Consider the following 26,973-nt stretch of genomic DNA (forward strand, 5'->3'; position numbering starts at 1 on the left):
ATGGATCAACCCAGTGCAAACCCGCAGCGCAGCTATACCCGCGGTTCCCAGGACAAAGCCTTGCTGGCGATGACCATCGGCGAGAAGTTCGATCACACCGTCAAGCAATACCCGGACGGCGAAGCGCTGGTCGTGCGTCATCAACAGTTGCGTTACACCTGGCAGCAATTGGCCGACACCGTGGACCTGCATGCCCGGGCACTGCTGGCGCTGGGCTCGCAAACCGGCGACCGCCTCGGCATCTGGGCGCCGAATTGCGCGCAGTGGTGCATCAGTCAGTTCGCCAGCGCAAAAATCGGCGTGATCCTGGTCAACATCAACCCGGCGTATCGCAGTTCCGAACTCGAATACGTATTGAAACAGTCCGGCTGCCAGTGGCTGGTCTGCGCCGGGGCCTTCAAGACCTCCGACTATCACGCAATGCTGCAAGGCCTGGTGCCGGAGCTGGCCGAGCAATCCATCGGTCAGTTGCAGAGTGAACGCTTACCGGATTTGCGTGGCGTTATCAGCCTGGATGCGCAGCCGCCCTCGGGTTTCCTGCCGTGGTCGCAACTGGCGGATCTGGCGGCCAGCGTCTCGGTCGAGCAGTTGAACGAACGCCAACACAGCCTGCATTTCGATCAGCCGGTGAACATTCAGTACACCTCCGGCACCACCGGTTTCCCCAAGGGCGCGACCCTCAGTCACTACAACATTCTCAACAACGGCTACATGGTCGGTGAAAGCCTGGGCCTGAGCGCCCGTGATCGGCTGGTGATTCCCGTGCCGCTTTATCACTGCTTCGGCATGGTCATGGGCAACCTCGGTTGCATCACCCATGGCAGCACGATGATTTACCCCAACGATGCCTTCGACCCGCTGCTGACCCTGACCACCGTCGCGGAAGAAAAAGCCACCGCGCTCTACGGTGTGCCGACCATGTTCATCGCCATGCTCGATCAGCCGCAACGTGGCGAATTCGATCTGTCGAGCCTGCGCACCGGGATCATGGCCGGGGCGACCTGCCCGATTGAGGTGATGCGTCGGGTCATCAACGAGATGCACATGAGCGAAGTGCAAATTGCCTACGGCATGACGGAAACCAGCCCGGTGTCGCTGCAGACCGGTCCGTCAGACGAACTGGAATTGCGCGTCACCACCGTCGGCCGCACCCAGCCGCAACTGGAAAGCAAGATCATCGACGAGGCCGGCAACCTGGTGCCGCGCGGCACCATCGGCGAACTGTGCACCCGAGGTTACAGCGTGATGCTCGGCTACTGGAACAACCCGCAAGGCACCAGCGAAGCCATCGATCAGGCCGGCTGGATGCACACCGGCGACCTGGCGAGCATGAACGATGAGGGTTATGTGTGCATCGCCGGGCGTAACAAGGACATGATCATCCGTGGCGGTGAAAACGTTTACCCACGGGAGCTGGAGGAGTTTTTCTTTACCCATCCGGCGGTGGCGGATGTGCAAGTGATCGGCATTCCCTGCTCGCGTTACGGTGAAGAGATCGTCGCCTGGATCAAATTCCACCCCGGCCACAGTGCAACCGAAGAAGAATTGAAAACCTGGTGCAAGTCGCGCATCGCGCACTTCAAGACGCCGCGTTACTTCAAGTTTGTAGAAGAGTTTCCGATGACGGTGACGGGCAAGATCCAGAAGTTCCGGATGCGCGAGATCAGTATCGAGGAACTCAAAGCGATACCGTAGGAGCTGCCCAAGGCTGCGATCTTTTGATCTTGCTCTTTTGAAGAGCAAAAGATCGCAGGCTGCGCCAGCTTCTACGGGGGATTTGTGTTGGGTCAGACGGCGATGTTGAGTTGAAATCCAAATCACAGAAAGCACAAAGGGGAGCCGAAGCTCCCCTTTAATTTGTCGTTGCGCGTGCTCTTTTTTTATTATTGAGGGGCGGTCTATTGTTGTTTTTGGCAACCGTGGCCCTTTACCGCTGTTTTAGTCGACCCCCATCCGGGGTCAAGAGCAAACGTATTTTTTTGAGCGCTGATCTGCTTTTTCGCCGAGCGATCCAACCAGTTCGGGAGCTACCTGAAGGTAGTTTTATTGTTCTCTGCCCGGTTGCGGGTTACTCCGAAAAGCACCCTGAAAAGCACACCTTCTCCAAAAAAATCTGTTAGCTGCGTCTCTGCCGTGTTGTTTTTGTTATGTCAGAGTCGTTACGTCTTATTTTTATTAGGTTTGCTGCTTTTTATTCTTGTTATGCCATAGAGATAGCAGAAGCCGTGCCAACTTTAAAAAATCCTTTTAAATCAAAAGCTTAAAATTTTGTAGGATTTTTCAGTCGGCTCGCGCCAGACAATTTGTTTCCGTGTTACTCGTTTTGTACCCGCACGCCAGACACAGCGGTAACACCCGGACACATCCGAGCCGTTACCGGGCGCTGCGAGCCTTCGCCACGCGGGAACCGGTCGGGCGCCCCAGCACGGTGCAAATTTGCTGACCCGCGAGAATCAAGGCGTCCAGGTCGATGCCGGTCTCGATTCCCAGGCCATTGAGCAGGTACACCACGTCTTCGGTGGCAACGTTACCGCTGGCGCCCTTGGCATACGGGCAGCCGCCGAGGCCGGCGATAGAGCTGTCGAACACTGCAATGCCTTCGAGCAGGCTCGCATAGACATTGGCCATGGCCTGGCCATAGGTGTCGTGGAAGTGCCCGGCCAGTTTGTCCCGTGGCACATCGGCCGACACTACTTCAAACATCCGCCGGGTCGCGCCGGCGGTGCCAGTGCCGATGGTGTCACCCAGGGAGACTTCGTAGCAGCCCATGGCGTAGAGCTCGCGCGCGACCAGGGCGACTTGCTCCGGCGCGACATGACCTTCATAAGGGCAGCCCAGCACACACGAGACGTAACCGCGCACGCTGACGCCATGCTGCTTGGCCGCATCCATGATCGGCACGAACCGCGCCAGGCTTTCACTGATCGAGCAATTGATGTTGCGCTGGGAGAACGCTTCGGAGGCGGCGGCAAACACCGCGACTTCCTTGACCCCGGCGGCGATGGCGTCCTCGAACCCGCGCAGGTTCGGCGCCAATGCGCCGTAGGTCACGCCGGGCTTGCGCTGGATCTGCGCGAACACCTCGGCGGAACCGGCCATTTGCGGCACCCACTTGGGCGACACGAAACTGCCGACTTCGATATAGCCCAGGCCGGCGGCGCTCAAGGCATCGACCAGTCGCACCTTGTCCGCGACGCTGATGGGTTGGGCTTCGTTTTGCAGACCGTCGCGGGGGCCGACTTCGATCAGGCGTACGTGAGAGGGGAGGGACATGGCTTAGGACCTGTTGTAATTGTCAGAAAGTTCGCAGAACCCTGTAGGAGCAAAGCTTGCTCGCGATCGCGGTGTGTCATTCAGCATTGATGCCGATTGATCTGACGCTTTCGCGAGCAAGCTTCGCTCCTACAGGGGATCGCGTAAGTCTTATTGAACGGGCTGCTGGCTTTTGATCGTCTGTTCCAGCGCTTGGGTGCAGCGTTCCTGTGCAGTGTCGAGTTCCAGCTTCATCTGCTCGATGTCGAGCATCTGCTGTTCAAGCTGTTCACGGCGCTCAGCAATTTTGGTCAGCATGGTTTGCAGTTGCTTCTGATTGCCGCCGGTGGGGTCGTAGAGTTCGATCAGTTCGCGGCATTCAGCCAGGGAAAAACCGATGCGCTTGCCCCGCAGGATCAGCTTCAGGCTGACCTTGTCCCGGGGCGAATAGATGCGCTCCTGACCACGGCGTTCAGGGCTGAGCAGGCCTTGCTCTTCATAAAAACGGATGGCGCGGGTGGTGATGTCGAGCTCGCGGGCGAGGTCGGAAATGCTATAGGTCTGGCTGCTCATGGGCGCGCTCGAAGAAGGTCATGGCGCTAAGCTAATGTCAGGTTGACGTTTACGTCAAGGGAGAAAAGATCGCAGCCTTCGGCAGCTCCTACAGACAGAACACAATTGCCCTGAGGCGCTGCCGAAGGCTGCGATCTTTTGATCTTTGTTTAACTTGGCTGCTTATCGAGCTTCTTCTCATGCGCCGTCACCTGCTGACACAACTCGATCATCTGCTCGCGCATCCAGCGGTTGGCCGGGTCCTGGTCGGTGCTTTCGTGCCAATACAGGTGGGTTTCCACCGGCGGCACATCGTTGACCGGCAGATTAAACGCGTGCAATTCATGACGACGGGCGAAACGCTCCGGCACGGTCATGACCATGTCGGTCTGCTGCAACACTTGCGACGCCATCAGGTAATGCTGGGAGCGCAGGGCGATCTTGCGCTGAATCCCCATTTTCCCCAGCGCCAGGTCCACGTGCCCCAAACCGCTGCGACGACTGGAAATGTGGATGTGGGTCAGCGACAGGTAATCGTCGAGGGTGAATTTCTCTTTGCCCGCCAGCGGATGGCCCTTGCGCATGGCGCACACGTAGCGGTCTTCCATCAACTTGACGTGGCGCACTTGCGGGTCGGTGTTGAGCGGTGCATCCACCGCGAAGTCGAGGCGACCGGCCGCCAGTTCCTTGGTGGTCTCGCGGCGCTTGGACAGAAAACTCTCGATGATCACCGTCGGTGCGAGGCGGCGCAGGCGCTGGAACAGCGGCGGCAGGATCACGGCTTCGGTGAGGTCGGTCATGCTGATGCGGTAGGTCTTGACCGCTTGCAGCGGGTTGAAAATGCGGCTTTCCTGCACCGACACCCGCAGCAGCGAGAGGGCGTTGCGCACCGGGCCGATGATGTTCTGGGCCATCGGCGTTGGCACCATGCCTTGGGCGGTGCGCACGAACAACGGGTCGTTGAAGGTTTCGCGCAAACGGGCCAGGGCGTTCGACACCGCAGGCTGGGTAATGCCGACAATCTGCCCGGCGCGAGTCAGGTTGGCTTCGGTGTAGATCGCGTCGAAGACGATGAAAAGGTTGAGGTCGACCTTGCTCAGATTCATTGCGCTGCACTCTTATTGTTGGTTCTCAATCACCCGATCATATATCGGTGATGAATGTTAATACACGCCGAGAATAGGCTAGGTAAATTATCAACGCTGTTCTAGCATCGATTGCATGCCCTAAACAACCTCCCGAAAGAAGGTAGCTGCCCATGGATTTCGCTTATTCGCCCAAGGTTCAGGAACTGCGTGAGCGCGTGACTGCGTTCATGGACACCTACGTTTATCCCGCTGAAGCCGTGTTCGAGCGTCAGGTCGCTGAAGGCGATCGCTGGCAGCCGACGGCGATCATGGAAGAACTCAAACTCAAGGCCAAGGCCGAAGGGTTGTGGAATTTGTTTCTACCTGAGTCCGAACTTGGCGCCGGCCTGACCAACCTTGAGTACGCGCCTCTGGCCGAAATCATGGGCCGCTCGCTGCTCGGGCCTGAGCCGTTCAACTGTTCGGCGCCGGACACCGGCAACATGGAAGTGCTGGTGCGTTACGCCAACGAAGAACAGAAGCAGCGTTACCTCGAACCGCTGTTACGCGGCGAGATCCGTTCGGCGTTCGCCATGACCGAACCGGACGTGGCTTCGTCCGACGCCACCAACATGGCCGCCCGCGCCGTGCGTGATGGCGACGAGTGGGTGATCAACGGCAAGAAATGGTGGACCTCCGGCGCCTGCGATCCGCGCTGCAAGATCCTGATCTTCATGGGCCTGAGCAACCCCGATGCGCCGCGCCATGCCCAGCACTCGATGATTTTGGTGCCGGTGGATGCGCCCGGCGTGAAGATTGTTCGTCCACTGCCAGTGTTCGGCTACGACGATGCGCCCCACGGGCATGCCGAAGTGCTGTTTGAAAATGTCCGGGTGCCGTACGAAAACGTCCTGTTGGGCGAAGGACGCGGCTTCGAAATCGCTCAGGGTCGCCTTGGCCCGGGCCGGATTCACCACTGCATGCGTTCGATCGGCATGGCCGAGCGTGCGCTGGAATTGATGTGCAAACGTGCGGTGAGCCGTACCGCGTTCGGTAAACCGTTGGCGCGACTGGGTGGCAATATCGACAAGATCGCCGACTCGCGGATGGAAATCGACATGGCTCGGCTGTTGACGTTGAAAGCCGCATACATGATGGACACCGTGGGCAACAAGATCGCCAAGAGCGAAATCGCCCAGATCAAAGTGGTTGCACCGAACGTTGCCCTAAGGGTGATCGATCGGGCGATCCAGATTCATGGCGGGGCCGGGGTGTCCAATGACTTCCCGTTGGCCTACATGTACGCCATGCAGCGCACATTGCGTCTGGCCGACGGGCCGGACGAAGTGCACCGGGCGGCGATTGGCAAATTCGAGATCGGCAAGTACGTGCCGAAAGAGATGATGCGTAGCAGTCATTAAGACCGCGTCGCCTGCCATTCGCGAGCAAGCCCGCTCCCACATTTGGAATGCATTCCAAGTGTGGGAGCGGGCTTGCTCGCGAAGGCGTCAGTCAATCCCGACACATCTAGTTCAATACACCCAAACCTCAACCCGCCGATTCTTGATCCGCCCCTCATCCGCGCTATTGGCCGCCACCGGCATTTCGGCGCCAAAGCCGCGAATTTCGCGAAACACCACACCGCTTTTCACCAGTTCCCGCCGCACCGCCATCGCCCGCAGCTTCGACAGCAGATCGGCCCGCGCCGGATCACTCTTGGCATCGCCAAACCCCACCAGCGTCACCTCATGGTTGGTCTTGTCGTGCTGCTTTATATAGTCGAGCACCCGCGACAAATCCTGCCGAGCTTTGTTATCCAGCGTCGCGCTGCCTTCTTCGAAACGAAAATTCACCGTCAAGCGCTGGGCATGCCGACTGAGCGCCTGATAACCCTCGGGCATCAGCGCATTGGGCGTGACACTCATCGCTTGCACTGTCTGGGCGATAAACCCGTTGGCCGCGACAATCGCCTGGCCCTTGCTGCTTTGCGCGAACGCCACCAGCGCCTCGGCCCAGGGGTTTTTCCCATTGGGCGGCAGGTAAAAGAACAGCCGCCGGGACAACGGATAGTCCTCGGTGGCAATCAAGCTATTGAGCGGCAACATTGCCTGGGACTGGCCGTCGACGATGGCCACGGCTTTGGCCTGGCGCACGTAGGGCAGGCCGATGAAGCCGATGCCTTGCGGGTCCTGGCTGACTGCGTCCGACAGTTGTTCGCTGGACTCGAAGCGTTTTGCCGCGCTGCTCAGGGTTTTCCCGCGACGGCTAAGGACTACTTCCTTGAACGTGTCATAGGTGCCTGACTGATCATCCCGCGCATACAAGTGAATCGTCCCGCCACTGCCACCGAGTTCTTCCCACGTACTGGCCTCGCCACTGAAAATGCGCGCCAGTTGCTCGGTGTTGAGTTGGTTCAGCGGATTTTGCGGGTGGAGGATGATTGCCAGGCCATCGATGGCAATGACTTGTTCGGCAGCGGGGCTTTTCAGGTCGCCCAAAGATTTGAGCTCCGTGACTTCACTGTCCTTGATCGGTCGCGAAGAGGCGGCCAGGTCGGCGGATGCGTTTTTCAGTGCGGCGAAACCGGTGCTGGAACCGTGGGCGGCGACTTCGATCACCACGCGGCGACCTTGGGCCGTTTGCCCTACCACCCGTTGTTCGTTGGCCTTGTCCGGGGTTTCGCTGTGGACCTTGAGCAGGCCTTGTTCGCGCATCAAGCCTTCGGCCAGCGCCGGGCCCAATGCCGCGCCAATGGTATTGGAACCCTGGATGCGCAGCGCCGGGCCATGTTCGGGCGTCGGTAAATCGCCAGCCGACACCGTGAAGGGCAAGCCTGCGCAGAGCATCAACAGGAACAAAACGCGCAGGGTCATGCCGGCACCTTATAAGGACGTAGAAAGTGCCGGGAGAATAAGTCAGTAAGATTTCAGTCGGATGACAGAGCAAAAGATCGCAGCCTTCCGCAGCTCCTACAGGGTGTACGCCAACCCAATGTAGGCGCTGCCGAAGGCTGCGATCTTTGCTTTAAAGCAATATCAGCTCAATTCAAGCCAGATCGGCGCATGATCGGAGGGCTTTTCCATGGCGCGCAGATCGTAATCGACGCCGGCGTCCTTCACCCGTGGCATCAAGCCATGGGACGCCATGATCACGTCAATCCGCAGCCCACGTTTGGGTTCATCTTCAAACCCGCGGCTGCGGTAGTCGAACCAACTGAAACGGTCGGCCACGTCCGGGTTCAGGTGCCGGAAGCTGTCCACCAGGCCCCAGTTTTTCAGACGGGCCATCCACTCGCGTTCTTCCGGCAGGAAGCTGCACTTGCCGGTTTTCAGCCAGCGCTTCATGTTGTCCGGGCCGATGCCGATGTCGCAGTCTTCCGGGGAAATGTTCACGTCGCCCATCACCACCAGCGGCTGGTCGTTGCTGAACTGGCTTTCCAGCAGGTGCTGCAAATCGTTGTAGAAACGCTGCTTGGCCGGAAACTTGGTCGGGTGGTCGCGGCTTTCGCCCTGTGGGAAATAGCCGTTCATGATCGTCACCGGTTCGCCATTCTCATCGGCGAAAGTGCCCCAGATGAAGCGCCGCTGGGCATCTTCTTCATCGGTGGCGAAGCCTTTGTGCAGGGCAATCGGCTCCTGGCGCGAGAGCAGGGCAACGCCGTAATGACCTTTCTGGCCGTGGAAATACACGTGATAACCGAGGGCCTGAACCTCGGCCAACGGGAACTGATCGTCGTGGACCTTGGTTTCTTGCAGGCCAATGACGTCCGGTTGATGTTTCTCGATCAGCGCCGCCAACTGATGGGGGCGAGCGCGCAGCCCGTTGATGTTGAAGGAGACGATCTTCATGGTCGGCAGTCCTGGCAAAAGGGCGATGCTAGCTGACATGTAGGAATGGGGCCAGCGTGGGGTGAGGGGATTTGTGCTTGCCCGTAGGAATGTGGTGGTAGAACTGGCGCCTTCGCGAGCAAGCCCGCTCCCACAGGAGGCGAGTCTGGTCTATACCTGTGTGGGAGCGGGCTTGCTCGCGAAGACGGCTTAAGCATCGACACTGATTCGGATCAGCAGGGAACTGTGCCAGCGCTATAGGCTCGTAACCAGAAGAGTGCCGTCATTTGAACGGTGCCCCGGGGAGAAATACCGTTATGCCTGAAACCTCGACCGCCATCGCCGATGTCCACATGCTCGACAGCGGCTACTCCCGCGAAGCGCGCTCCCTGCTGTACCAGGCTTATCGCCACGAGCCGACGTTCGGCTATCTATTCGAAGCCGAGCGCCCGGGCTACGAACAGCGGGTACGGGCGACGGTGCGCGAACTGGTCAAACAGCATTTTCTCCAGGACTTGCCGGCCATTGGCCTGCTGGTCAACGACCGCTTGATCGGCATTGCCCTGATCGCGCCGCCGCAGCGCCGGTTGGGCATCACCGAAAGTTGGGCCTGGCGCCTGCGCATGGTGCTCAGCACCGGGTTCCGCTGCACCCGTCGCTACCTCGAATACCACGACGCCGTCGCGGCCTGCGTACCGTCCGATGCCGTGCATGTGCTGCCGTTGTTGGGGATTCACCCGCAATTCCAGGGCAAACACTTTGGCGAGCAACTGTTGCAAGCGGTGCATAACTGGTGCGCGGTGGATGAACACTCGGAAGGGGTGATCCTCGACACCGGGAATCCTCGCTATCTCGACTTCTATAAGCGTCAGGGCTATGAGGAAATCGGCGAAGTGGCCGTAGGACCAATCCGCGAGCACGTGTTTTTTCACGCCAATCCCCAGGTGTTACAAACAGCAACGGCATAAAGGTAGAACTTTCCCGGCACCCCAGGCTCTATCACGCTCCCACGCTCGTGATAGCATCCGCGCCTATGAAGTTTCCAGGAAGATTTACCAGTGGCGTGCTCATGCTGTTATCCAGCTGCGCGGCGCTGGCGCAAAGTGAATTGGATGTGCGGATCAAACCGTCCAACGATGAACTGAAAGCCAATATAGAGGGCTATATCGGCAGCCTCGGCGATCGTGACGAAGAAGCCTTGCTGCGCTTCAGTCGTGGCGCCGAGGAACAGGCGCGCAAGGCTGCCCAGGCCTTGGGCTATTACCAGCCGCAAATCGACAGCGAAGTGAAGGGCGGCGACAAACCGCGCCTGACGCTGAAAATCGACCCTGGCGAACCGATCCATTTGCGCAACGTCACCGTGCGCATCGACGGCCCGGCCAGCTCCCTCAAATCCTTTCGCAAACCGCCGCCGGAGCTGCTCAAACCCGGCGCGGTGCTCAATCATGGTCATTACGAAGACGCCAAGCGCCTGATCCAGAACCAGGCCTCGCGCTTCGGCTTTTTCAGCGGTCACTTCACCAGCCAAAAACTGTCGGTGGACCCCCGCGCCGGGGTGGCCGACGTCGAACTGATCTACGACAGCGGCCCGCGCTACGCCCTGGGCAAGGTCACGTTTGAGGGCGACACGCCGTTCGACGAAGACCTGCTGCAACGCATGGTGCCGTTCAAGGCCGGCGCGCCTTACGACTCCGAACTGATCGCCGAACTCAATCAGGCCCTGCAATCGAGCGGTTACTTTGAAGGCGTGCGGGTGGATGCCGCGCCAACCGCGTCCAAGGACGATGTGATCCCGGTGGCGGTCAAACTCGACACCCGCAAACCACGGACCATGGGCCTCGGTTTGGGCTATTCCACGGACGTTGGCCCGCGAATCAAGGCCAACTGGACCCGGCACTGGGTCAACCCCCAGGGCGACAGCTATGGCTGGGAAGCCGAACTGTCGGCGCCACGGCAGAACGTCGGGGTGTTCTACGACATTCCGCTGGACCCGCCGCTGACCGACAAACTGCGCTGGGCCGCCGGTTACCAATATGAAGACATCGACGGCTCCGACACCCAAAGCAAACTGCTGACCCTCGGCCCCGAGTGGCACAGCAAGTTGCCGAGCGGCTGGCAACGGGTGGTGTCGCTCAAATGGCAACGCGAGGAATACACCCTCGGCGATGACTCGGGCCTGAGCACTTTGCTGATGCCGGGTGTGAGCTATTCGTATCTCAAAAGCGACAACCGCATCGACCCGCACAACGGCTATCGCCTGACCTTCGAAACCAAAGTCGCCAAGGAGGGGCTGGGTTCGGACACCAATCTGGTTTACGGCACGGCGCTGATCAAAGGCCTGACCACGGTGTTCGATAACCACCGTTTCCTCGCCCGGGTACAGGTCGGCGGCAGCGCCACCAACGGCTACAAATCCGTGCCGCCGTCCCTGCGTTTCTTCGCCGGTGGCGATCAGAGCGTGCGCGGTTACGACTATCAGAGCCTGTCCCCGGAAAACTCCGAGGGCGACCGCATCGGTGGCCGCTACATGGTCGCGGGCAGCGTCGAGTACCAATACTCCATTGCCGAGAAATGGCGGGTCGCGACCTTCGTCGACCAGGGCAACTCCTTCAACACCCTCGAACTGCCCAACCTCAAGACCGGGGTCGGTATCGGCATCCGCTGGGTCTCGCCGGTCGGGCCTTTGCGCCTCGACCTGGCCCATGCGCTGGACGATGACGGCGGCATTCGACTGCACTTTTCCATGGGGCCTGAGCTGTGAATCGTGGTTTGAAAATAACGCTGCTGGCGATCCTGGCGCTGCTGATGCTGATCGTCCTGGCCGTGGCCACGGTGCTGGGCACGGCGACGGGCAGTCGTTGGGCCCTCGGTTTTGTGCCGGGTTTGAGCGTCGACAATTTCCAGGGCCGTTTGGGCGGACAGTGGAGCGCCGATCATCTGCTGTGGCAGCAAGACAGCAGCCGGGTTGAACTGAATAAGGTGATTTTCGCCTGGTCGCCGCTGTGCCTGACCCGCATGACCCTGTGCATCGAGCAGTTGCAGGCCGATCAGGTCAGCCTGCAATTTCCTCCGGGTGCGGAAGAGGCAAGCAGCGGTCCGATCAAACTTCCGGATCTAAAACTGCCGCTGGCGATTGAGTTGGGCGACGTCAAAGTCGGCAGCCTGTTGTTCAACGGCAGCGAAGAGCTTAAGGGCCTGCAACTGGCGGCGCACTGGACCGACAAGGGCATGCAGATCCACTCGGTGCAATTGCAGCGCGACGATCTGAGCCTGAACCTCTCCGGCCTGCTGCAACCCGGCGGCAACTGGCCGTTGAACGCCGAAGGCACGCTGACCCTGGCGACGCCCGCGCCTTGGACGCTGGCCTTGAAAGTTGACGGCGACCTGCTGAAAACCCTGAACCTGAAAGCCGACAGCAGCGGTTACCTCAACGGCCAACTGACCGGCGAACTGCAACCGCTGGCGGACAATTTGCCGGCCAAGGTACGGATCACCGCCGACGGCTTCAAACCCTCCGCCGATCTGCCGGACACCCTGCAACTCAATCAACTGGAACTCACCGGCGAAGGCGACCTGAAAAACGGTTACCAATTGCGCGGCACTGCCACGTTGCCCGCCGAAAAAGGCCCGGTCGCGCTGTTGCTGCAAGGCAAGGTTGACGCCAACGGCGCACAGATTGCCGGACTGGATCTGACCGCCAACGACAAACAAAGCCTGAAACTCACCGGCAACCTCGACTGGAGCAAAGGTTTCAGTGCCCAGGCGCACATCGACTGGCTGGACTTCCCGTGGCATCGGCTCTATCCGCTGATCGACGAGCCGCAAGTGGCGTTGCGCAGTTTCAACGGCGACGTTTCCTATACCGACGGCACCTACCTCGGCAATTTCAAAGCCGCGCTGAATGGCCCGGCCGGGGCGTTCAGCCTGAGCAGCCCGTTCAGCGGCGACCTGACAAAAATCTACCTGCAACAATTCGCCCTCGAAGCCGGGCAGGGCAAGGCCGAAGGTCACCTGAACCTGCAATTCGCCGATGGCATCGCCTGGGACACCGCCCTTGATCTGTCGGCGATCAACCCGGCGTACTGGATGGCGGAATTGCCTGGCACCCTGGCCGGGCCGTTGCGCAGCAAAGGCGAGATGAAGAACGAAAAACTCAGCCTGACCGCCGACCTCGATTTGAAAGGCAAACTGCGCGGCCAACCGGCGGTGATCCAGGCCAAGGCCGATGGCGGCGGCGAGCAATGGAACCTCAATGCCTTGCAGATTCGCCTCGGTGACAACAGCATCAGCGGCCAGGGCCGCCTGCAACAGAAGCTCGCCGGCCAGATCGACATTAAAATGCCGCGCCTGGCCCAACTCTGGCCGCAACTGCGCGGCCAGCTCAATGGCCGCATCGATGTCGCCGGCACGCTCAAGGCCCCCCAAGGCAAGCTCGGGTTGCAAGGTTCGCAACTGGCTTTCGAAGACAATCGCCTGCAAAGCCTCAACCTCGACGCGACGCTCGACAGTGCGCAGCGGGCGAAAATCGATCTCAAGGGCAGCGGCATCCAGGCTGGCGACACCGCGCTGGGTACCCTGACCGCCAGCGGCCAGGGCGATATCAAAAACCAGAAGCTCGCCCTCGACCTGCAAGGGCCGAAGCTGAAACTCGCCCTCGGGCTGGACGGCGCACTGGACAAAGGCAACTGGCGCGGACGTTTGGCCAGCGGTGACATTCAGGCCGGTGGCCAGGACTGGAAGCTGCAAGGGCCGGCGAAGCTTGAGCGATTGGCCGACGGCAAAATCAATTTCGGCGCCCACTGCTGGATGTCCGGCCCGGCCAGTTTGTGCGGCGAAGACCAGCGTCTGATGCCGGAACCGAAGCTGCGTTATCACCTCAAGCAATTCCCGATCGACAGCCTCGCCCAATGGTTGCCAAAGGATTTTGCCTGGAAGGGCAGGCTCAACGCCGACCTGCAACTGGACCTGCCGGCCAGCGGCCCGAACGGCCAGATCAGCATTGATGCCAGTGGCGGCACGTTGCGCATGAAAGAGAAAGATCAGTGGCTGGACTTCCCCTACCAGACCCTGAAACTCACCAGCAAACTCACGCCCAAGCGCATCGACACTGACCTCAACTTCGTTGGCGGCAAACTCGGCGAGTTGATGGTGCAAGCGCAGATCAACCCGCTGGCGAAGAACAAACCGCTGAGCGGCTCGTTCCGCCTCAATGGCCTGGACCTGTCGGTGGCGCGGCCGTTTGTGCCGATGGTCGAGAAACTCACCGGTCGCTTGAACGGCAGCGGCACCTTGTCCGGCGGGCTCCTGGCGCCGCTGGTCAACGGCAACCTGGTACTCAGCGACGGCGAGGTGTCCGGCGCTGAACTGCCGATGGATATTGAGGCTTTGCAACTGCAAGCGGTGATCGCCGGCGAAACCGTGCAATTGAACGGTGGCTGGAAAAGCGGCAAAACCGGGCAGGGCAGCTTGAACGGCAACATCGCTTGGGGCCAGGCGCTGGTCGTCGACCTGGCGCTCAAAGGCACGCAATTGCCGGTTACCGTCGAGCCTTACGCCAAGCTCGAAGTGGCGCCGGACCTGAAAATCTCGATGAAGGGTGATGAGTTGTCCATCGCCGGCAAAGTGCTGGTGCCCAAGGGGGAGATCACCGTGCGCGAATTGCCGCCGTCAACGGTCAAGGTCTCTGATGACACGATCATCGTCGGTGCGCAGACCGAGGAGGGCAAACCGCCGATCGCCATGAAAATGGACATCGATGTGGTGGTCGGTGATGACAAACTTGCCTTCGCCGGGTTTGGCCTGACCGCGAATGTGCAAGGTCATGTACACATCGGCGACAACATGGATACGCGCGGCGAGCTCTGGCTCAACGACGGTCGCTACCGCGCCTATGGCCAACGCCTGACGGTGCGGCGTGCGCGGCTGTTGTTCGCCGGCCCCATCGATCAGCCCTACCTGGACATCGAAGCCATTCGCCAGACCGATGACGTGATCGCCGGCATTCGGCTGAGCGGCAGCGCCGAGCAGCCGACCACGCAAATCTTCTCCGAACCGGCCATGAGTCAGGAGCAGGCCTTGTCCTATTTGGTCTTGGGGCGTCCACTGAGCACCACCGGCGAAGACAACAACATGCTGGCTCAAGCGGCGCTCGGGTTGGGGTTGATGGGCAGTTCGGGGGTGACCAGCGGCTTGGCCAAGGACCTGGGGATTCAAGACTTCCAGCTCGACACCCAGGGCAGCGGCAACACCACCAGCGTGGTGGCCAGCGGCAATATCTCTGAGAAGCTCAGTTTGCGGTATGGCGTCGGTGTGTTTGAGCCGGCCAACACCATTGCCTTGCGGTACAAGCTGAGCAAGAAGGTTTACCTCGAAGCGGCCAGTGGTGTGGCGAGTTCGCTGGATATTTTCTACAAGCGGGATTTCTAGACCCCTCAAGATCAAAAGATCGCAGCCTTCGGCAGCGCCTACAGAATCGTGTCCGCCCGCATTTATCGGGTGTACGCGATCCCGTAGGCGCTGCCGAAGGCTGCGATCTTTTCGCTTTTAACCCCACCACTCATCAATCAAATACAAAGCAGCCTAACTATTACGTTGACATTCGCTGCCTAGGCAGTAACATCTCGACATACATTCTCTGCCTAGGCAGCTAATTGGTGGTCAGATGAAGCATTTCACCCCGGAACAATTCAAGCATTGCCACCTCGGCCTCTTGCTCGGGCGCGCTGCGCTGCTCAAGGACCGGATCATCGACACGCACATGGAACCCCACGGCATCACCGCCGCGCAGTTCAAAGTGCTGATCATCATGGCCCAGTACGGCGTCGATACCCCGGCCGAACTGTGCCGTCACCTGTCGTTGGACAGCGGTTCGATGACTCGCATGCTCGATCGTCTGGAACAGAAAGGTTTCCTCGCCCGCCAACGCTCCGAAGCCGACCGCCGACAGGTGCAACTGGTGCTGACAGAGCTTGGCCAGCAACTGGCCGACCGTTTGCCGGACATCGGCGCCGATGCGATGAATGAGCTGGCCGGCGCCATCACGCCGGACGAGTTGAGAACCCTGGAACAGATTCTGAAGAAAATCTTGGTGGCAGCTGGTGACTCGATCACGTTGCTGCGGGTAGGTGATAAATGAGCAGTAAAACCTTGCGTACCGGCCTGAGCCTGGTGCTCGCGGCCATGACCCTGGCCGGTTGTGCCAGCTACAGCGGCCTGACCACCGAAGGCAAAAGCCTCGATGCGAAAACCCTCAAGGCCGGGCAATCCCTCACGGGCGTGACCTTGTCGCCGGCAGCCTGGCCGCAAAGCGACTGGTGGAAAAGCCTCGGCGACCCGCAACTCGACGGCTTGATCCGCGAAGCCCTGCACGACAGCCCGGACATGCAAATCGCCGAAGCCCGCGCCCATCAGGCCAGCGCCGCCGCGTATGCCGCCGATGCCGCGCGGATGCCGACCCTCGATGCCAGCGCCGGTATCAGCCGTTCGCGCCTGGCCAAGGATCAGGACCCGCTAGGGCAGGGCGATGCTTACGCCACTGTGCGTAATATCAGTGCCAGTTTCAATTACAACTTCGACCTCTGGGGCGGTCAGCGTGACGCCTGGGAAGCCGCGTTAGGCCAGGCCCGTGCTGCCGAAGTCGATCAACAAGCCGCGCAATTGACCTTGGCCGCCGACGTCGCCCGTGCCTACAGCGATCTGGGGCAGGCGCACATTGTGTATGACCTGGCGAATGACGACCTCAAACGCACCAAGCAAATGCTGGATCTAAGCCAGCGTCGCTTGAGCTCCGGGATCGACAGTCAATACCAGTTCCAGCAAACCGAAAGCCTGGAAGCCAGCTCCGAAGCGAGCCTGATCGACGCGGAAAAACGCCTGAACAGCGCCAAAATTGCCTTGGCCGTGCTGCTGGGCAAAGGCCCGGATCGCGGCAATGAAATCGCCCGGCCGAACATCCTCCAGGCCAGCGCCGTGGCGTTGCCGTCGGTGCTGCCGGCCGAGTTGCTCGGTCGTCGCCCGGACCTGGTCGCCGCACGCTGGCGGGTCGAGGCGGCGAGCAAGAACATCGCCGCGAGTAAAACCCAGTTCTATCCCAACTTGAACCTCACGGCCGCTGCCGGTGCCGAATCTTTGTTGGGGGACGCGATGTTCGGTTCCGCCAGTCGCTTCTTCAACATTGCCCCGACCATTTCGGTGCCGATCTTCGACGGTGGCCGCTTGCGCGCCAACCTCGATGCCCGCGACGCCGACTATGACCTGGCGGTGGCGCAGTACAACAAGAGCCTGGTCAAGGCGCTGGGGGATGTCAGCGACACCATCAACCAGTTGCGCGATATCGGCCGGCAAATCGGGGCCCAGCAGCACGCCACCGAGATTGCCCAGGACTCTTACAACACCGTGGTCCAGCGCTACGGTTCCGGCATCGGCAATTACCTGGACGTGCTCAGCATCGAACAGCAATTGCTCCAGGCCCAGCGTCAACTGGCGAACCTGAATGCCGAGCGGATCGATCTGTCGATCCAACTGATGCAGGCGCTCGGCGGCGGCTTTCAAGCCCAGACCATCGCCTCGGCCAACCCAGCTCCAGCCAAGCTGAACAACTAATTCAAGGTATTTGTCATGGCCACTGCCGAAACAACCAAAGCTCCTGAAAACGCTCAAGACACCAGTAACCCGCGCAAACGCAAAGTCATGCTCACGGTGCTGGCGATTCTGGTGATCCTCGCCGGTGCCGGCGTCTGGGCGTATCACGAATTCTACGGTCGCTGGAACGAAAGCACCGACGACGCCTACGTGAACGGCAACGTGGTGGAAATCACCCCGCTGGTCACCGGCACCGTGGTCAGCATCGGCGCCGACGACGGCGACCTGGTCCATGAAGGCCAGGTTCTGGTCAACTTCGACCCGAACGACGCCGAAGTCGGGCTGCAAAGTGCCCAGGCCAACCTGGCTCGCACCGTGCGCCAGGTGCGCGGCTTGTACAGCAACGTTGACGGCATGCGCGCCCAGGTCAACGCCCAGCAGGCTAACGTGCAAAAAGCCCAAGACAACTTTAATCGCCGGAAAAACCTCGCCGCCGGTGGCGCGATTTCCCAGGAAGAACTGTCCCACGCTCGCGACGACCTGACCTCGGCGCAAAACGCCCTGGCCAATGCTCAGCAGCAACTGAAAACCACTAGCGCGCTGGTGGATGACACTGTGGTGTCGTCGCACCCGGACGTGATGTCCGCCGCCGCGCAATTGCGCCAGGCCTACCTGAACAACTCCCGCAGCACCTTGATCGCGCCGGTTACCGGTTACGTGGCCAAACGCTCGGTGCAACTGGGCCAGCGGGTTCAGCCGGGCACCGCGTTGATGGCGGTGATCCCACTGGATCAACTGTGGATCGACGCCAACTTCAAGGAAACCCAACTGCGTGACATGCGCATCGGCCAACCGGTGGACATCGAAGCCGACCTGTACGGCAGCGACGTGAAATTCAGCGGCACCATCGACAGCCTCGGCGCCGGCACCGGCAGCGCGTTTGCCTTGCTGCCGGCGCAGAACGCCACGGGTAACTGGATCAAGATCGTGCAGCGCGTGCCGGTGCGGATTCACATCAATGCTGAAGAACTGGCCAAGCACCCCTTGCGCGTCGGCCTCTCGACCCAGGTCGATGTGAACCTGCACGACCAGAGCGGCCCGGTACTGGCGCAACAGCCGCCACAAAAGGCGTCGTTCAGCACCAACGTGTATGACCGTCAGTTGGCTGAAGCCGACGCGATGATCACCCAGTTGATCCACGACAACAGCGCGGCGGTCAGCAAGACCGCGCAACGCTGATTCGCCATCACGCCGCCCCTGTGGGAGCGAGCTTGCTCGCGATCGCGGATTAACATTCAACATCGTTGTTGATTGATTCACCGCGATCGCGAACAAGCTCGCTCCCATACGTTCAGCGGCGCCGGTTAAACGGCGCCGCGCACGCCACGTTTCAAAGGATTCGCGATGAGCAATAACGCGTCTTTCACGCCGCCCAGCCTGCTGCTCAGCACCATCGGCCTGTCGCTGGCGACCTTCATGCAAGTGCTCGACACCACCATCGCCAACGTGGCGTTGCCGACGATTTCCGGCAACCTGGGCGTGAGTTCGGAGCAGGGCACGTGGGTGATCACTTCGTTCGCCGTGAGCAACGCCATTGCGCTGCCGCTGACCGGTTGGCTCAGTCGGCGTTTCGGTGAGGTGAAGCTGTTTCTCTGGGCCACGATTCTGTTTGTGCTGGCCTCGTTCCTTTGCGGTATTTCGACCTCGATGCCGGAATTGATCGGCTTCCGGGTGCTGCAAGGCTTGGTGGCCGGGCCGTTGTACCCGATGACCCAAACGCTGCTGATCGCGGTGTATCCTCCGGCCAGGCGCGGCATGGCCCTGGCGTTGCTGGCGATGGTCACGGTGGTGGCGCCGATTGCAGGTCCCATCCTCGGTGGCTGGATTACCGACAGCTATAGCTGGCCGTGGATCTTCTTTATCAACGTGCCGATCGGGATTTTCGCGGTGATGGTCGTGCGTTCGCAGCTCAAGGCGCGTCCGGTGGAAACCAGTCGCCAGCCGATGGATTACGTCGGGTTGATCACGCTGATCATTGGCGTCGGTGCGTTGCAGGTGATCCTCGACAAAGGCAACGACCTGGACTGGTTCGAATCGAACTTCATCATCATCGGCGCGGCGATTTCGGTGATTGCCCTGGCGGTGTTCATCATCTGGGAAATGACCGACAAGCACCCGGTGGTCAATCTGCGGCTGTTCGCTTACCGCAACTTCCGCATCGGCACCATTGTGTTGGTGTTGGGCTACGCCGGTTTCTTCGGCATCAACCTGATCCTGCCGCAATGGCTGCAAACCCAAATGGGCTACACCGCGACGTGGGCAGGGTTGGCGGTGGCGCCGATCGGGATTCTGCCGGTGCTGATGTCGCCGTTTGTCGGCAAGTACGCGCACAAGTTCGACCTGCGACTGCTGGCCGGTCTGGCGTTTCTGGCGATTGGCTTGAGCTGCTTCATGCGCGCCGGGTTCACTAATGAAGTGGACTTCCAGCACATCGCTCTGGTGCAACTGTTCATGGGGATTGGCGTGGCGCTGTTCTTTATGCCGACCTTGAGCATCCTGATGTCAGACTTGCCGCCCAGCCAGATCGCCGACGGCGCGGGCCTGGCGACGTTCCTGCGGACGTTGGGCGGTAGCTTCGCGGCGTCGCTGACCACCTGGATCTGGATTCGCCGGGCCGATCAGCACCATGCGTACCTGAGCGAAAGCATCACCTCCTACGACCAACCGACCCGGGATGCCTTGAACACCCTGGGCGGGGCGAGTACCCCGGCGTATGCGCAACTGGATCATGTGCTGACCAGCCAGGCGTACATGCTCTCCACCGTGGATTACTTCACGCTGCTGGGTTGGGGCTTCATGGGGTTGATGCTGATTGTGTGGCTGGCCAAACCGCCGTTTGCGGCGAAGGCCGGGCCTGCGGCTTCCGGTCATTGATTTAGCGGTGTTTGTTAAAAGATCGCAGCCTTCGGCAGCTCCTACAGGGTCATGCGTACCGTCGTAGGAGCTGCCGAAGGCTGCGATCTTTTGATCTTCAAGGCGTCACAAAATCAAACGGCGCCAACGCAAACCCTTGCTCATCCACCTGCAACGCCCAACCCTGACGATCCCAATCCCCCAGCACAATGCGCTTGGCCGCTTGTTCGCCAATCTGCAACTTGTGGATGGCCGGGCGATGGGTGTGCCCATGGATCAGGGTTTTCACGCCAAATGCCTGCATGATTCGCGGCACTTCTTCCGGCGTCACATCAACGATGTCATTGGCCTTCATCCGCGTTTGCGCACGGCTCTCGCTGCGCAGTTTGCGCGCCAGTTTATGCCGGGTGCTCAGGGGCAGGTGCCGCAGGATGAACAGGGTGATGGGGTTGCGCAGGTAGCGGCGCAGCTTCATATAGCCGACGTCGCGGGTGCAGAGGCTGTCGCCGTGCATCAACAGCACCGGCTCGCCGTAAAACGGCACGACACTCGGGTCCTTCAGCAGCGTGCAGCCGGCTTCTTTGCAGAACGCCTTGCCGAGCAGGAAGTCACGATTGCCGTGCATCAGAAAAATGGCCGTGCCGCTGTCGCTGAGATTGCGCAGGGCCTGGCAGATGGAGCGCTGGAACGGCGTCATGGCGTCGTCGCCAATCCACGCTTCGAAAAAATCGCCGAGGATGTACAACGCACTCGCCGAACGGGCGCGTCCGGCGAGCAAATCCAGAAACGCCCGGGTAATGTCCGGGCGCTCCTCTTCCAGATGCAAGTCTGAAATCAGCAGTATCACGCTTCGATGATCTCGGCTTTCTCGATGATCACGTCGTCTGCCGGTACGTCCTGGTGGCCGGATTTCATGGTGGTGGAAACACCTTTGATCTTGTCCACGACGTCAGTGCCGGCAACCACTTTGGCGAAAACGGCGTAGCCCCAGCCCTGGGTGGTCTTGGCGCTGTGGTTCAGGAAGCTGTTGTCCGCCACGTTGATGAAGAACTGGGCGGAAGCCGAATGCGGCTCCATGGTGCGCGCCATGGCCACGGTGTACTTCTCGTTCGGCAGACCGTTGTCGGCTTCGTTCTGGATGCTTGGGCGCTTGTCTTTCTTTTCTTTCATGCCTGGCTCGAAACCGCCGCCCTGGATCATGAAGTTACCGATGACGCGGTGGAAAACGGTGTTTTCGTAGTGACCGGCTTTAACGTACTCGATGAAGTTGGCAACGGTGATCGGAGCCTTTTCAGCGTTCAGTTCCAGGACGATGTCGCCATGGTTGGTGGTCAGTTTGACTTGGGTCATGATCGGTACTCTTTATATGAATTCGTGGGTTTCGGGGCGTTCAGGCCCGCAACCGGTCTGGTCTGTTTCGACCAAGGTGCGCAGTTTAGCGTGCCGGGCGCGAATTTCGAGGCTGTTTTTCATCCCCAACCGATTAAATGCGACCGTTTGCAAGCGCGCTCTGTCAGGCGCTTGACAGCATCGGCTATGATAGCGGCTTTGTTTTGTCAGGCCTTTCGTTCCGGCCGCGCACTTGTACGTTCAAGGATCTTATGAGCAAGCCCACTGTCGACCCTACCTCGAATGCCAAGACCGGCCCTGCCGTGCCGGTCAATTTCCTGCGCCCGATCATCCAGGCGGACCTGGACTCGGGTAAGCACACGCAGATCGTCACCCGTTTCCCGCCTGAGCCCAACGGCTACCTGCACATCGGTCACGCCAAGTCGATTTGCGTGAACTTTGGCCTGGCCCAGGAATTTGGCGGCGTCACGCACCTGCGTTTCGACGACACCAACCCGGCCAAGGAAGACCAGGAATACATCGACGCGATCGAAAGCGACATCAAATGGCTGGGCTTTGAATGGTCCGGCGAAGTGCGCTACGCCTCGCAGTATTTCGACCAGTTGCACGACTGGGCCGTCGAGCTGATCAAGGCCGGCAAGGCCTACGTCGATGACCTGAGCCCGGAGCAAGCCAAGGAATACCGCGGCACCCTGACCGAGCCGGGCAAGAACAGCCCGTTCCGTGACCGCTCCGTGGAAGAAAACCTCGACTGGTTCGCCCGCATGAAGGCCGGCGAATTCCAGGACGGCGCACGGGTGCTGCGAGCCAAGATCGACATGGCTTCGCCGAACATGAACCTGCGCGACCCGATCATGTATCGCATCCGCCACGCGCATCACCACCAGACCGGCGACAAGTGGTGCATCTACCCGAACTATGACTTCACCCACGGTCAGTCGGACGCCATCGAAGGCATCACCCACTCGATCTGCACCTTGGAATTCGAAAGCCACCGTCCGCTGTACGACTGGTTCCTCGACGCGCTGCCAGTGCCGGCGCACCCGCGCCAGTACGAATTCAGCCGTTTGAACCTGAACTACACCATCACCAGCAAGCGCAAGCTCAAGCAACTGGTCGATGAAAAGCACGTGTTCGGCTGGGACGACCCGCGCATGTCCACGCTGTCGGGCTTCCGCCGCCGTGGCTACACGCCGGCGTCGATCCGCAATTTCTGCGACATGGTCGGCACCAACCGTTCCGACGGCGTGGTGGACTTCGGCATGCTCGAGTTCAGTATTCGTCAAGATCTGGACCAGAACGCCCCGCGCGCCATGTGCGTGCTGCGTCCGTTGAAGGTGGTGATCACCAATTATCCGGAAGACCAGGTCGAGAACCTCGAATTGCCGCGTCATCCGCAGAAAGAAGAACTGGGCGTGCGCAAGCTGCCATTCGCCCGTGAAATCTACATCGACCACGATGACTTCATGGAAGAGCCGCCAAAAGGCTACAAGCGTCTTGAGCCAAACGGCGAAGTGCGTTTGCGCGGCAGCTACGTGATCCGCGCCGACGAAGCGATCAAGGACGCCGATGGCAACATCGTCGAACTGCGTTGCTCCTACGACCCGGAAACCCTGGGCAAGAACCCTGAAGGCCGCAAGGTCAAAGGCGTGGTGCACTGGGTGCCGGCAGCGGCCAGCATCGAGTGCGAAGTGCGTCTGTACGATCGTCTGTTCCGCTCGCCAAACCCTGAAAAGGCTGAAGACAGCGCCAGTTTCCTGGACAACATCAACCCTGACTCGCTGCAAGTTCTCACTGGTTGTCGTGCTGAGCCTTCGTTGGGCAATGCACAGCCGGAAGACCGTTTCCAGTTCGAGCGCGAAGGTTACTTCTGCGCGGATATCAAGGACTCGAAACCGGGCGCTCCGGTCTTCAACCGTACCGTGACCTTGCGTGATTCGTGGGGCCAGTGATTCCAGGAAATGACTAAAGTGCTAACGATCTACAACACGCTCACCAAGAGCAAAGAAGTGTTCAAGCCGCTGGATGGCAACAATGTGCGCATGTACGTCTGCGGGATGACCGTGTACGACTACTGCCACATTGGCCACGGCCGCAGCATGGTCGCGTTCGACCTGGTAACCCGCTGGTTGCGCTTCAGCGGTTACAACCTGACGTATGTACGCAACATCACCGACATTGAAGACAAGATCATCAATCGGGCCAAGGAGAACGGCGAACCGTTCGACGTGCTGACCGAGCGCATGATCACCGCGATGCACGAGGACGAGGCGCGCCTCAACATCCTCAAGCCGGACATGGAACCCCGGGCCACCGACCACATCGCTGGCATGCAGACCATGATCCAGACCCTGATCGACAAGGGTTACGCCTACGCCCCGGGCAATGGCGACGTGTACTACCGCGTCGCCAAGTTCATGGGCTACGGCAAGCTGTCGCGCAAAAAGATCGAAGACCTGCGTATCGGCGCGCGGATCGAAGTCGACGAGTCGAAACAGGACCCGCTGGACTTCGTGCTGTGGAAAGGCGCCAAACCGGGTGAGCCGAGCTGGCCATCGCCGTGGGGCGACGGTCGTCCGGGCTGGCACATCGAGTGCTCGGTGATGTCGACCTGCTGCCTGGGCGAGACCTTCGACATTCATGGCGGCGGCAGCGACCTTGAGTTCCCGCACCATGAAAACGAAATCGCCCAGAGCGAAGCGGCCACTGGCAAGACCTACGCCAACGCGTGGATGCATTGCGGCATGATTCGCATCAATGGCGAGAAGATGTCCAAGTCCTTGAACAACTTCTTCACCATTCGCGACGTGCTGGAAAAGTACCACCCGGAAGTCGTGCGTTACCTGCTGGTGTCGAGCCACTACCGCAGCGCGATCAACTATTCGGAAGACAACCTCAAGGACGCCAAAGGCGCACTCGAGCGTTTCTACCACGCGTTGAAAGGCTTGCCGAGCGTCGCTCCGGCGGGCGGCGAAGCGTTTGTCGAGCGCTTCACCCAAGTGATGAACGACGACTTCGGCACGCCGGAAGCGTGTGCGGTGCTGTTCGAGATGGTCCGCGAGATCAACCGTCTGCGTGAGAGCGATCTCAACGCGGCGGCCGGTCTGGCGGCACGCTTGAAGGAACTGGCGAGCGTGCTGGGTGTGTTGCAGCTTGAAGCCGATGACTTCCTGCAGGCTGGCGCTGAAGGCCGGGTTGATGCGGCTGAAGTGGATGCGCTGATTGCCGCGCGTCTGGCCGCTCGTGCCGGCAAAGACTGGGCCGAATCCGACCGCATCCGCGACCAGCTCACCGCCATGGGCGTGGTGCTGGAAGACGGCAAGGGCGGCACGACCTGGCGTTTGGCGGACTGATTGCTGCGCTGGCTACAAAACAAAACCCGCCTTGTGCGGGTTTTTGTTGGTTTGGCTGAAGATCAAAAGATCGCAGCCTTTGGCAGCTCCTACATGTAGATCGCGTACACCCCGTAGGAGCTGCCGCAGGCTGCGATCTTTTGATCTGCGCTGCTAACCCTCCGACTGTCGCAACCGCTTGTAAAGGGTATTGCGACTAACCCCCAACCGCCGCGCCAAATGCGAAATATTGCCCCCCGCCGCCTGCAACAACCGATTCAAATCCTCGGCATCATTCAAATCCACCGCCAACGGCTCGGCGGACTCCACGGGTTCCATCTCCAGATCGACAAAAAAATCATCCGGCAAATGTTCCGGCCGCACCGGTTGCTCTTCGGCCATGGCCAGCGCCACCTGCATCACGCTGCTGACCTGACGCAAATTCCCCGGCCACGGATGACGGCCAAACAACTCCATCACCTCACGACTCAAACCGGCCCATTGCGATGGCTCGCGGTGCTGTTCCCACAGGCGCTTGAACAGTGCCTGCTTGTCGCTGCGTTCCCTCAGGGGCGGCAGTTCCAGGGTCAAACCGCCAATCCGGTAGTACAGGTCCTCGCGAAAACGCCCCAATTGCACCTGTTCGCGCAGTGAACGGTTGGTCGCCGAGATGATCCGGATATCCACGGCAAACAACTCGCTGCTGCCTACCGGTTGTACGCAGCGCTCCTGCAACACCCTTAACAGGCGAGCCTGGGTCGGCAGCGGCATGTCGCCGATTTCATCGAGGAAGAGGGTGCCCTTGTCGGCCTTGCGGATCAGCCCGATGCTGCCTTTCTGGTTGGCGCCGGTGAACGCACCTTTCTCGTAGCCAAACAACTCGGATTCCACCAGTTCGGCGGGGATCGCCGCACAGTTGACGGCAATGAACGGCTGTTTGCTGCGGGAGCTGGCCTGGTGCAGGGCTTTGACGAAGACTTCCTTGCCGACCCCGGTTTCGCCATGGATCAGCAGCGGAATGTCTTTCTCCAGCAAGCGCTCGGCTTGGCGCACGGCTTTTTCCACGCGGCTGTCACCGAAATGCAGGGTGTTCAGGCTGATCGCGGTCGGGGGCGCGACGGTGGCTTCGGCGCATTTAGTTTCGGTAAACACTCGGGCCTGAATCGGTGCCTGTTTCGGCCGCTTCAGCACACACTGGAAACGGTTACGTCCCGACGCTTGCAGGGCGAACGGCAAGCCATCGGGCTGGTTCAGCAACTCCAGCAAGGACACTTTGAACAAACTCTCGACGCTGACCCGCGACAGACTGATGCCCAGCAAGTTATCGGCCCGGCGGTTGGCGGAGAGCACTTGGCCGGTCTCGTCGAAAATCAGCAACCCGGCCCATTGGCTGTCGAGGTTGTTCAGTCCGGTGTTAAACGTCAGTTGAAAGTGCTGGCCGTGGAACAGGTTGAGGATCAGCCGGTTTTCCACGGTCTGGCTCATCATCTTGACCATGCCCAAGGTGTGGGACGGCGGTAGATAGCTGTCGCTGGACACATCCAGTACCGCAATCACCTTGCGCTCGGCATCGAAAATCGGCGCGGCGGACCCGGTCATGAAGCGGTTGGCTTTCAAAAAGTGTTCATCGTGCTCGATGTGCACCGCTTGCTCGCAGGCCAGGGCGGTGCCGATGGCGTTAGTGCCGCTGCAACGCTCCATCCAACTGGCGCCGGCACTGAAACCCCGGGTCAGGCTCGGCTCGATAAAACGCTGAGTGCCCCAGGACGTCAGCACTTGGCCCTGGTTGTCGGCGAGCATGATCAGGCAATTGGAATTGCTCAGGATGTTTTCGTAATACGGCAGGACTTCCTGATGGGTGGTCTGCACCAGGGAATGCTGGCTCTCCAGCAAATGCGCAATGTCGTCAGCCGGGAGCTGGTCGAAGGTCGGCGCACTGTGGTGATGGAGACCGAACGCGCGACAGCGGGACCAGGAGTCCTGAATGAGGGCGTCGTGGGAGAGCGGCAAGGCAGGTGTGGCCATGGCAGTCGATCTCTGAACAAAGCTTTTATTGTTTTTATGGGCACTTCTGTCGCACGCAATCCCCCGGGTAGGAGC

19 protein-coding genes are annotated in these 26,973 nt (G+C 60.2%); 11 read left to right on the forward strand and 8 right to left on the reverse strand.

Annotated elements, in window-relative coordinates:
* Positions 1-1,695, forward strand: a complete 1,695-nt coding sequence (locus V5E99_RS10215) for an AMP-binding protein (protein ID WP_499802355.1) — start codon at positions 1-3, stop codon at positions 1,693-1,695.
* Positions 1,696-2,373: 678 nt separating this feature from the next.
* Here V5E99_RS10215 and V5E99_RS10220 read toward each other — a convergent pair.
* The 3 genes from V5E99_RS10220 to V5E99_RS10230 form a co-directional block, all read right to left on the reverse strand.
* Entirely contained in the window at positions 2,374-3,273 is a 900-nt protein-coding gene (locus V5E99_RS10220) for a hydroxymethylglutaryl-CoA lyase (protein ID WP_499802356.1), read from the reverse strand.
* A 150-nt stretch (positions 3,274-3,423) separates the two neighbouring features.
* Entirely contained in the window at positions 3,424-3,825 is a 402-nt protein-coding gene (locus V5E99_RS10225; RefSeq protein ID WP_123410046.1) for a MerR family transcriptional regulator, read from the reverse strand.
* 149 nt (positions 3,826-3,974) lie between these two features.
* Positions 3,975-4,910, reverse strand: coding sequence for a LysR family transcriptional regulator (locus V5E99_RS10230; RefSeq protein ID WP_499802357.1), 936 nt, complete (start codon positions 4,908-4,910; stop codon positions 3,975-3,977).
* A gap of 152 nt (positions 4,911-5,062) precedes the next feature.
* Here V5E99_RS10230 and V5E99_RS10235 point away from each other — a divergent pair, with 152 nt between their 5' ends.
* On the forward strand, positions 5,063-6,292 hold the full coding sequence (locus tag V5E99_RS10235) for an acyl-CoA dehydrogenase (protein ID WP_201204657.1): 1,230 nt from the start codon (positions 5,063-5,065) through the stop codon (positions 6,290-6,292).
* Between the two features lie 111 nt (positions 6,293-6,403).
* Here the strand turns inward: V5E99_RS10235 and V5E99_RS10240 are convergent, their stop codons facing one another.
* Both V5E99_RS10240 and xthA read right to left on the reverse strand, forming a co-directional pair.
* Positions 6,404-7,744 carry a substrate-binding domain-containing protein gene (locus V5E99_RS10240; RefSeq protein ID WP_499802358.1) on the reverse strand — a complete coding sequence of 447 codons (1,341 nt, stop codon included), beginning with the start codon at positions 7,742-7,744 and terminating at the stop codon, positions 6,404-6,406.
* Between the two features lie 162 nt (positions 7,745-7,906).
* On the reverse strand, positions 7,907-8,719 hold the full coding sequence (gene xthA / locus V5E99_RS10245; protein WP_499802359.1) for an exodeoxyribonuclease III: 813 nt from the start codon (positions 8,717-8,719) through the stop codon (positions 7,907-7,909).
* A 296-nt stretch (positions 8,720-9,015) separates the two neighbouring features.
* Between xthA and V5E99_RS10250 the strand changes: the two genes are divergently transcribed.
* From V5E99_RS10250 to V5E99_RS10280, 7 genes are all read left to right on the forward strand, one after another.
* A complete protein-coding gene (locus tag V5E99_RS10250; RefSeq protein WP_499802360.1) occupies positions 9,016-9,666 on the forward strand; it encodes a GNAT family N-acetyltransferase in 651 nt (216 codons plus the stop codon).
* 101 nt (positions 9,667-9,767) lie between these two features.
* A complete protein-coding gene (locus tag V5E99_RS10255; RefSeq protein ID WP_499802361.1) occupies positions 9,768-11,459 on the forward strand; it encodes an autotransporter assembly complex protein TamA in 1,692 nt (563 codons plus the stop codon).
* Positions 11,456-15,124, forward strand: a complete 3,669-nt coding sequence (locus V5E99_RS10260; protein WP_499802362.1) for a translocation/assembly module TamB domain-containing protein — start codon at positions 11,456-11,458, stop codon at positions 15,122-15,124. The genes V5E99_RS10255 and V5E99_RS10260 overlap by 4 nt, the downstream gene beginning before the upstream one ends.
* A 235-nt stretch (positions 15,125-15,359) precedes the next feature.
* Entirely contained in the window at positions 15,360-15,833 is a 474-nt protein-coding gene (locus V5E99_RS10265) for a MarR family winged helix-turn-helix transcriptional regulator (RefSeq protein WP_499802363.1), read from the forward strand.
* Positions 15,830-17,299 (forward strand): efflux transporter outer membrane subunit, encoded by a 1,470-nt coding sequence (locus V5E99_RS10270; RefSeq protein WP_499802364.1) that lies wholly within the window; start codon positions 15,830-15,832, stop codon positions 17,297-17,299. The genes V5E99_RS10265 and V5E99_RS10270 overlap by 4 nt, the downstream gene beginning before the upstream one ends.
* Positions 17,300-17,314: 15 nt before the next feature.
* Positions 17,315-18,517, forward strand: coding sequence for an HlyD family secretion protein (locus tag V5E99_RS10275; protein ID WP_499802365.1), 1,203 nt, complete (start codon positions 17,315-17,317; stop codon positions 18,515-18,517).
* Positions 18,518-18,682: 165 nt separating this feature from the next.
* Positions 18,683-20,212 (forward strand): DHA2 family efflux MFS transporter permease subunit, encoded by a 1,530-nt coding sequence (locus V5E99_RS10280; protein WP_499802366.1) that lies wholly within the window; start codon positions 18,683-18,685, stop codon positions 20,210-20,212.
* Between the two features lie 97 nt (positions 20,213-20,309).
* Here the strand turns inward: V5E99_RS10280 and lpxH are convergent, their stop codons facing one another.
* Positions 20,310-21,038 (reverse strand): UDP-2,3-diacylglucosamine diphosphatase, encoded by a 729-nt coding sequence (lpxH, locus tag V5E99_RS10285; protein ID WP_499802367.1) that lies wholly within the window; start codon positions 21,036-21,038, stop codon positions 20,310-20,312.
* A complete protein-coding gene (locus V5E99_RS10290) occupies positions 21,035-21,541 on the reverse strand; it encodes a peptidylprolyl isomerase (protein WP_499802368.1) in 507 nt (168 codons plus the stop codon). Before V5E99_RS10290 ends, lpxH begins: the two co-directional genes overlap by 4 nt.
* A 251-nt stretch (positions 21,542-21,792) precedes the next feature.
* Here V5E99_RS10290 and V5E99_RS10295 point away from each other — a divergent pair, with 251 nt between their 5' ends.
* Together V5E99_RS10295 and cysS are read left to right on the forward strand one after the other, a co-directional pair.
* Positions 21,793-23,493: a glutamine--tRNA ligase/YqeY domain fusion protein gene (locus V5E99_RS10295; protein WP_499802369.1), complete on the forward strand. Its 1,701-nt coding sequence runs from the start codon at positions 21,793-21,795 to the stop codon at positions 23,491-23,493.
* 9 nt (positions 23,494-23,502) lie between these two features.
* Entirely contained in the window at positions 23,503-24,894 is a 1,392-nt protein-coding gene (gene cysS / locus V5E99_RS10300) for a cysteine--tRNA ligase (RefSeq protein ID WP_499802370.1), read from the forward strand.
* A 153-nt stretch (positions 24,895-25,047) separates the two neighbouring features.
* On the opposite strand, the gene V5E99_RS10305 is transcribed toward cysS, so the two are convergent.
* Positions 25,048-26,898: a sigma-54-dependent Fis family transcriptional regulator gene (locus V5E99_RS10305; RefSeq protein ID WP_499802371.1), complete on the reverse strand. Its 1,851-nt coding sequence runs from the start codon at positions 26,896-26,898 to the stop codon at positions 25,048-25,050.
* Between the last annotated feature and the right edge of the window lie 75 nt (positions 26,899-26,973).

Origin of the sequence: Janthinobacterium sp. LPB2021202312-11-4, from assembly GCF_037049705.1 — a bacterium.
Taxonomy (GTDB): Bacteria; Pseudomonadota; Gammaproteobacteria; order Pseudomonadales; family Pseudomonadaceae; genus Aquipseudomonas.

Excerpts from the sequence above, each read along its gene's own strand:
- V5E99_RS10235 (WP_201204657.1), top strand. The coding sequence starts at position 5,063 with ATGGATTTCGCTTATTCGCCCAAGGTTCAGGAACTGCGTGAGCGCGTG.
- V5E99_RS10305 (WP_499802371.1), bottom strand. The coding sequence starts at position 26,898 with ATGGCCACACCTGCCTTGCCGCTCTCCCACGACGCCCTCATTCAGGAC.
- cysS (WP_499802370.1), top strand. The coding sequence starts at position 23,503 with ATGACTAAAGTGCTAACGATCTACAACACGCTCACCAAGAGCAAAGAA.
- V5E99_RS10275 (WP_499802365.1), top strand. The coding sequence starts at position 17,315 with ATGGCCACTGCCGAAACAACCAAAGCTCCTGAAAACGCTCAAGACACC.
- V5E99_RS10215 (WP_499802355.1), top strand. The coding sequence starts at position 1 with ATGGATCAACCCAGTGCAAACCCGCAGCGCAGCTATACCCGCGGTTCC.
- V5E99_RS10240 (WP_499802358.1), bottom strand. The coding sequence starts at position 7,744 with ATGACCCTGCGCGTTTTGTTCCTGTTGATGCTCTGCGCAGGCTTGCCC.
- V5E99_RS10270 (WP_499802364.1), top strand. The coding sequence starts at position 15,830 with ATGAGCAGTAAAACCTTGCGTACCGGCCTGAGCCTGGTGCTCGCGGCC.
- V5E99_RS10290 (WP_499802368.1), bottom strand. The coding sequence starts at position 21,541 with ATGACCCAAGTCAAACTGACCACCAACCATGGCGACATCGTCCTGGAA.
- V5E99_RS10280 (WP_499802366.1), top strand. The coding sequence starts at position 18,683 with ATGAGCAATAACGCGTCTTTCACGCCGCCCAGCCTGCTGCTCAGCACC.
- V5E99_RS10250 (WP_499802360.1), top strand. The coding sequence starts at position 9,016 with ATGCCTGAAACCTCGACCGCCATCGCCGATGTCCACATGCTCGACAGC.
- V5E99_RS10265 (WP_499802363.1), top strand. The coding sequence starts at position 15,360 with ATGAAGCATTTCACCCCGGAACAATTCAAGCATTGCCACCTCGGCCTC.
- V5E99_RS10220 (WP_499802356.1), bottom strand. The coding sequence starts at position 3,273 with ATGTCCCTCCCCTCTCACGTACGCCTGATCGAAGTCGGCCCCCGCGAC.
- xthA (WP_499802359.1), bottom strand. The coding sequence starts at position 8,719 with ATGAAGATCGTCTCCTTCAACATCAACGGGCTGCGCGCTCGCCCCCAT.
- V5E99_RS10225 (WP_123410046.1), bottom strand. The coding sequence starts at position 3,825 with ATGAGCAGCCAGACCTATAGCATTTCCGACCTCGCCCGCGAGCTCGAC.
- V5E99_RS10295 (WP_499802369.1), top strand. The coding sequence starts at position 21,793 with ATGAGCAAGCCCACTGTCGACCCTACCTCGAATGCCAAGACCGGCCCT.
- V5E99_RS10255 (WP_499802361.1), top strand. The coding sequence starts at position 9,768 with ATGCTGTTATCCAGCTGCGCGGCGCTGGCGCAAAGTGAATTGGATGTG.
- V5E99_RS10230 (WP_499802357.1), bottom strand. The coding sequence starts at position 4,910 with ATGAATCTGAGCAAGGTCGACCTCAACCTTTTCATCGTCTTCGACGCG.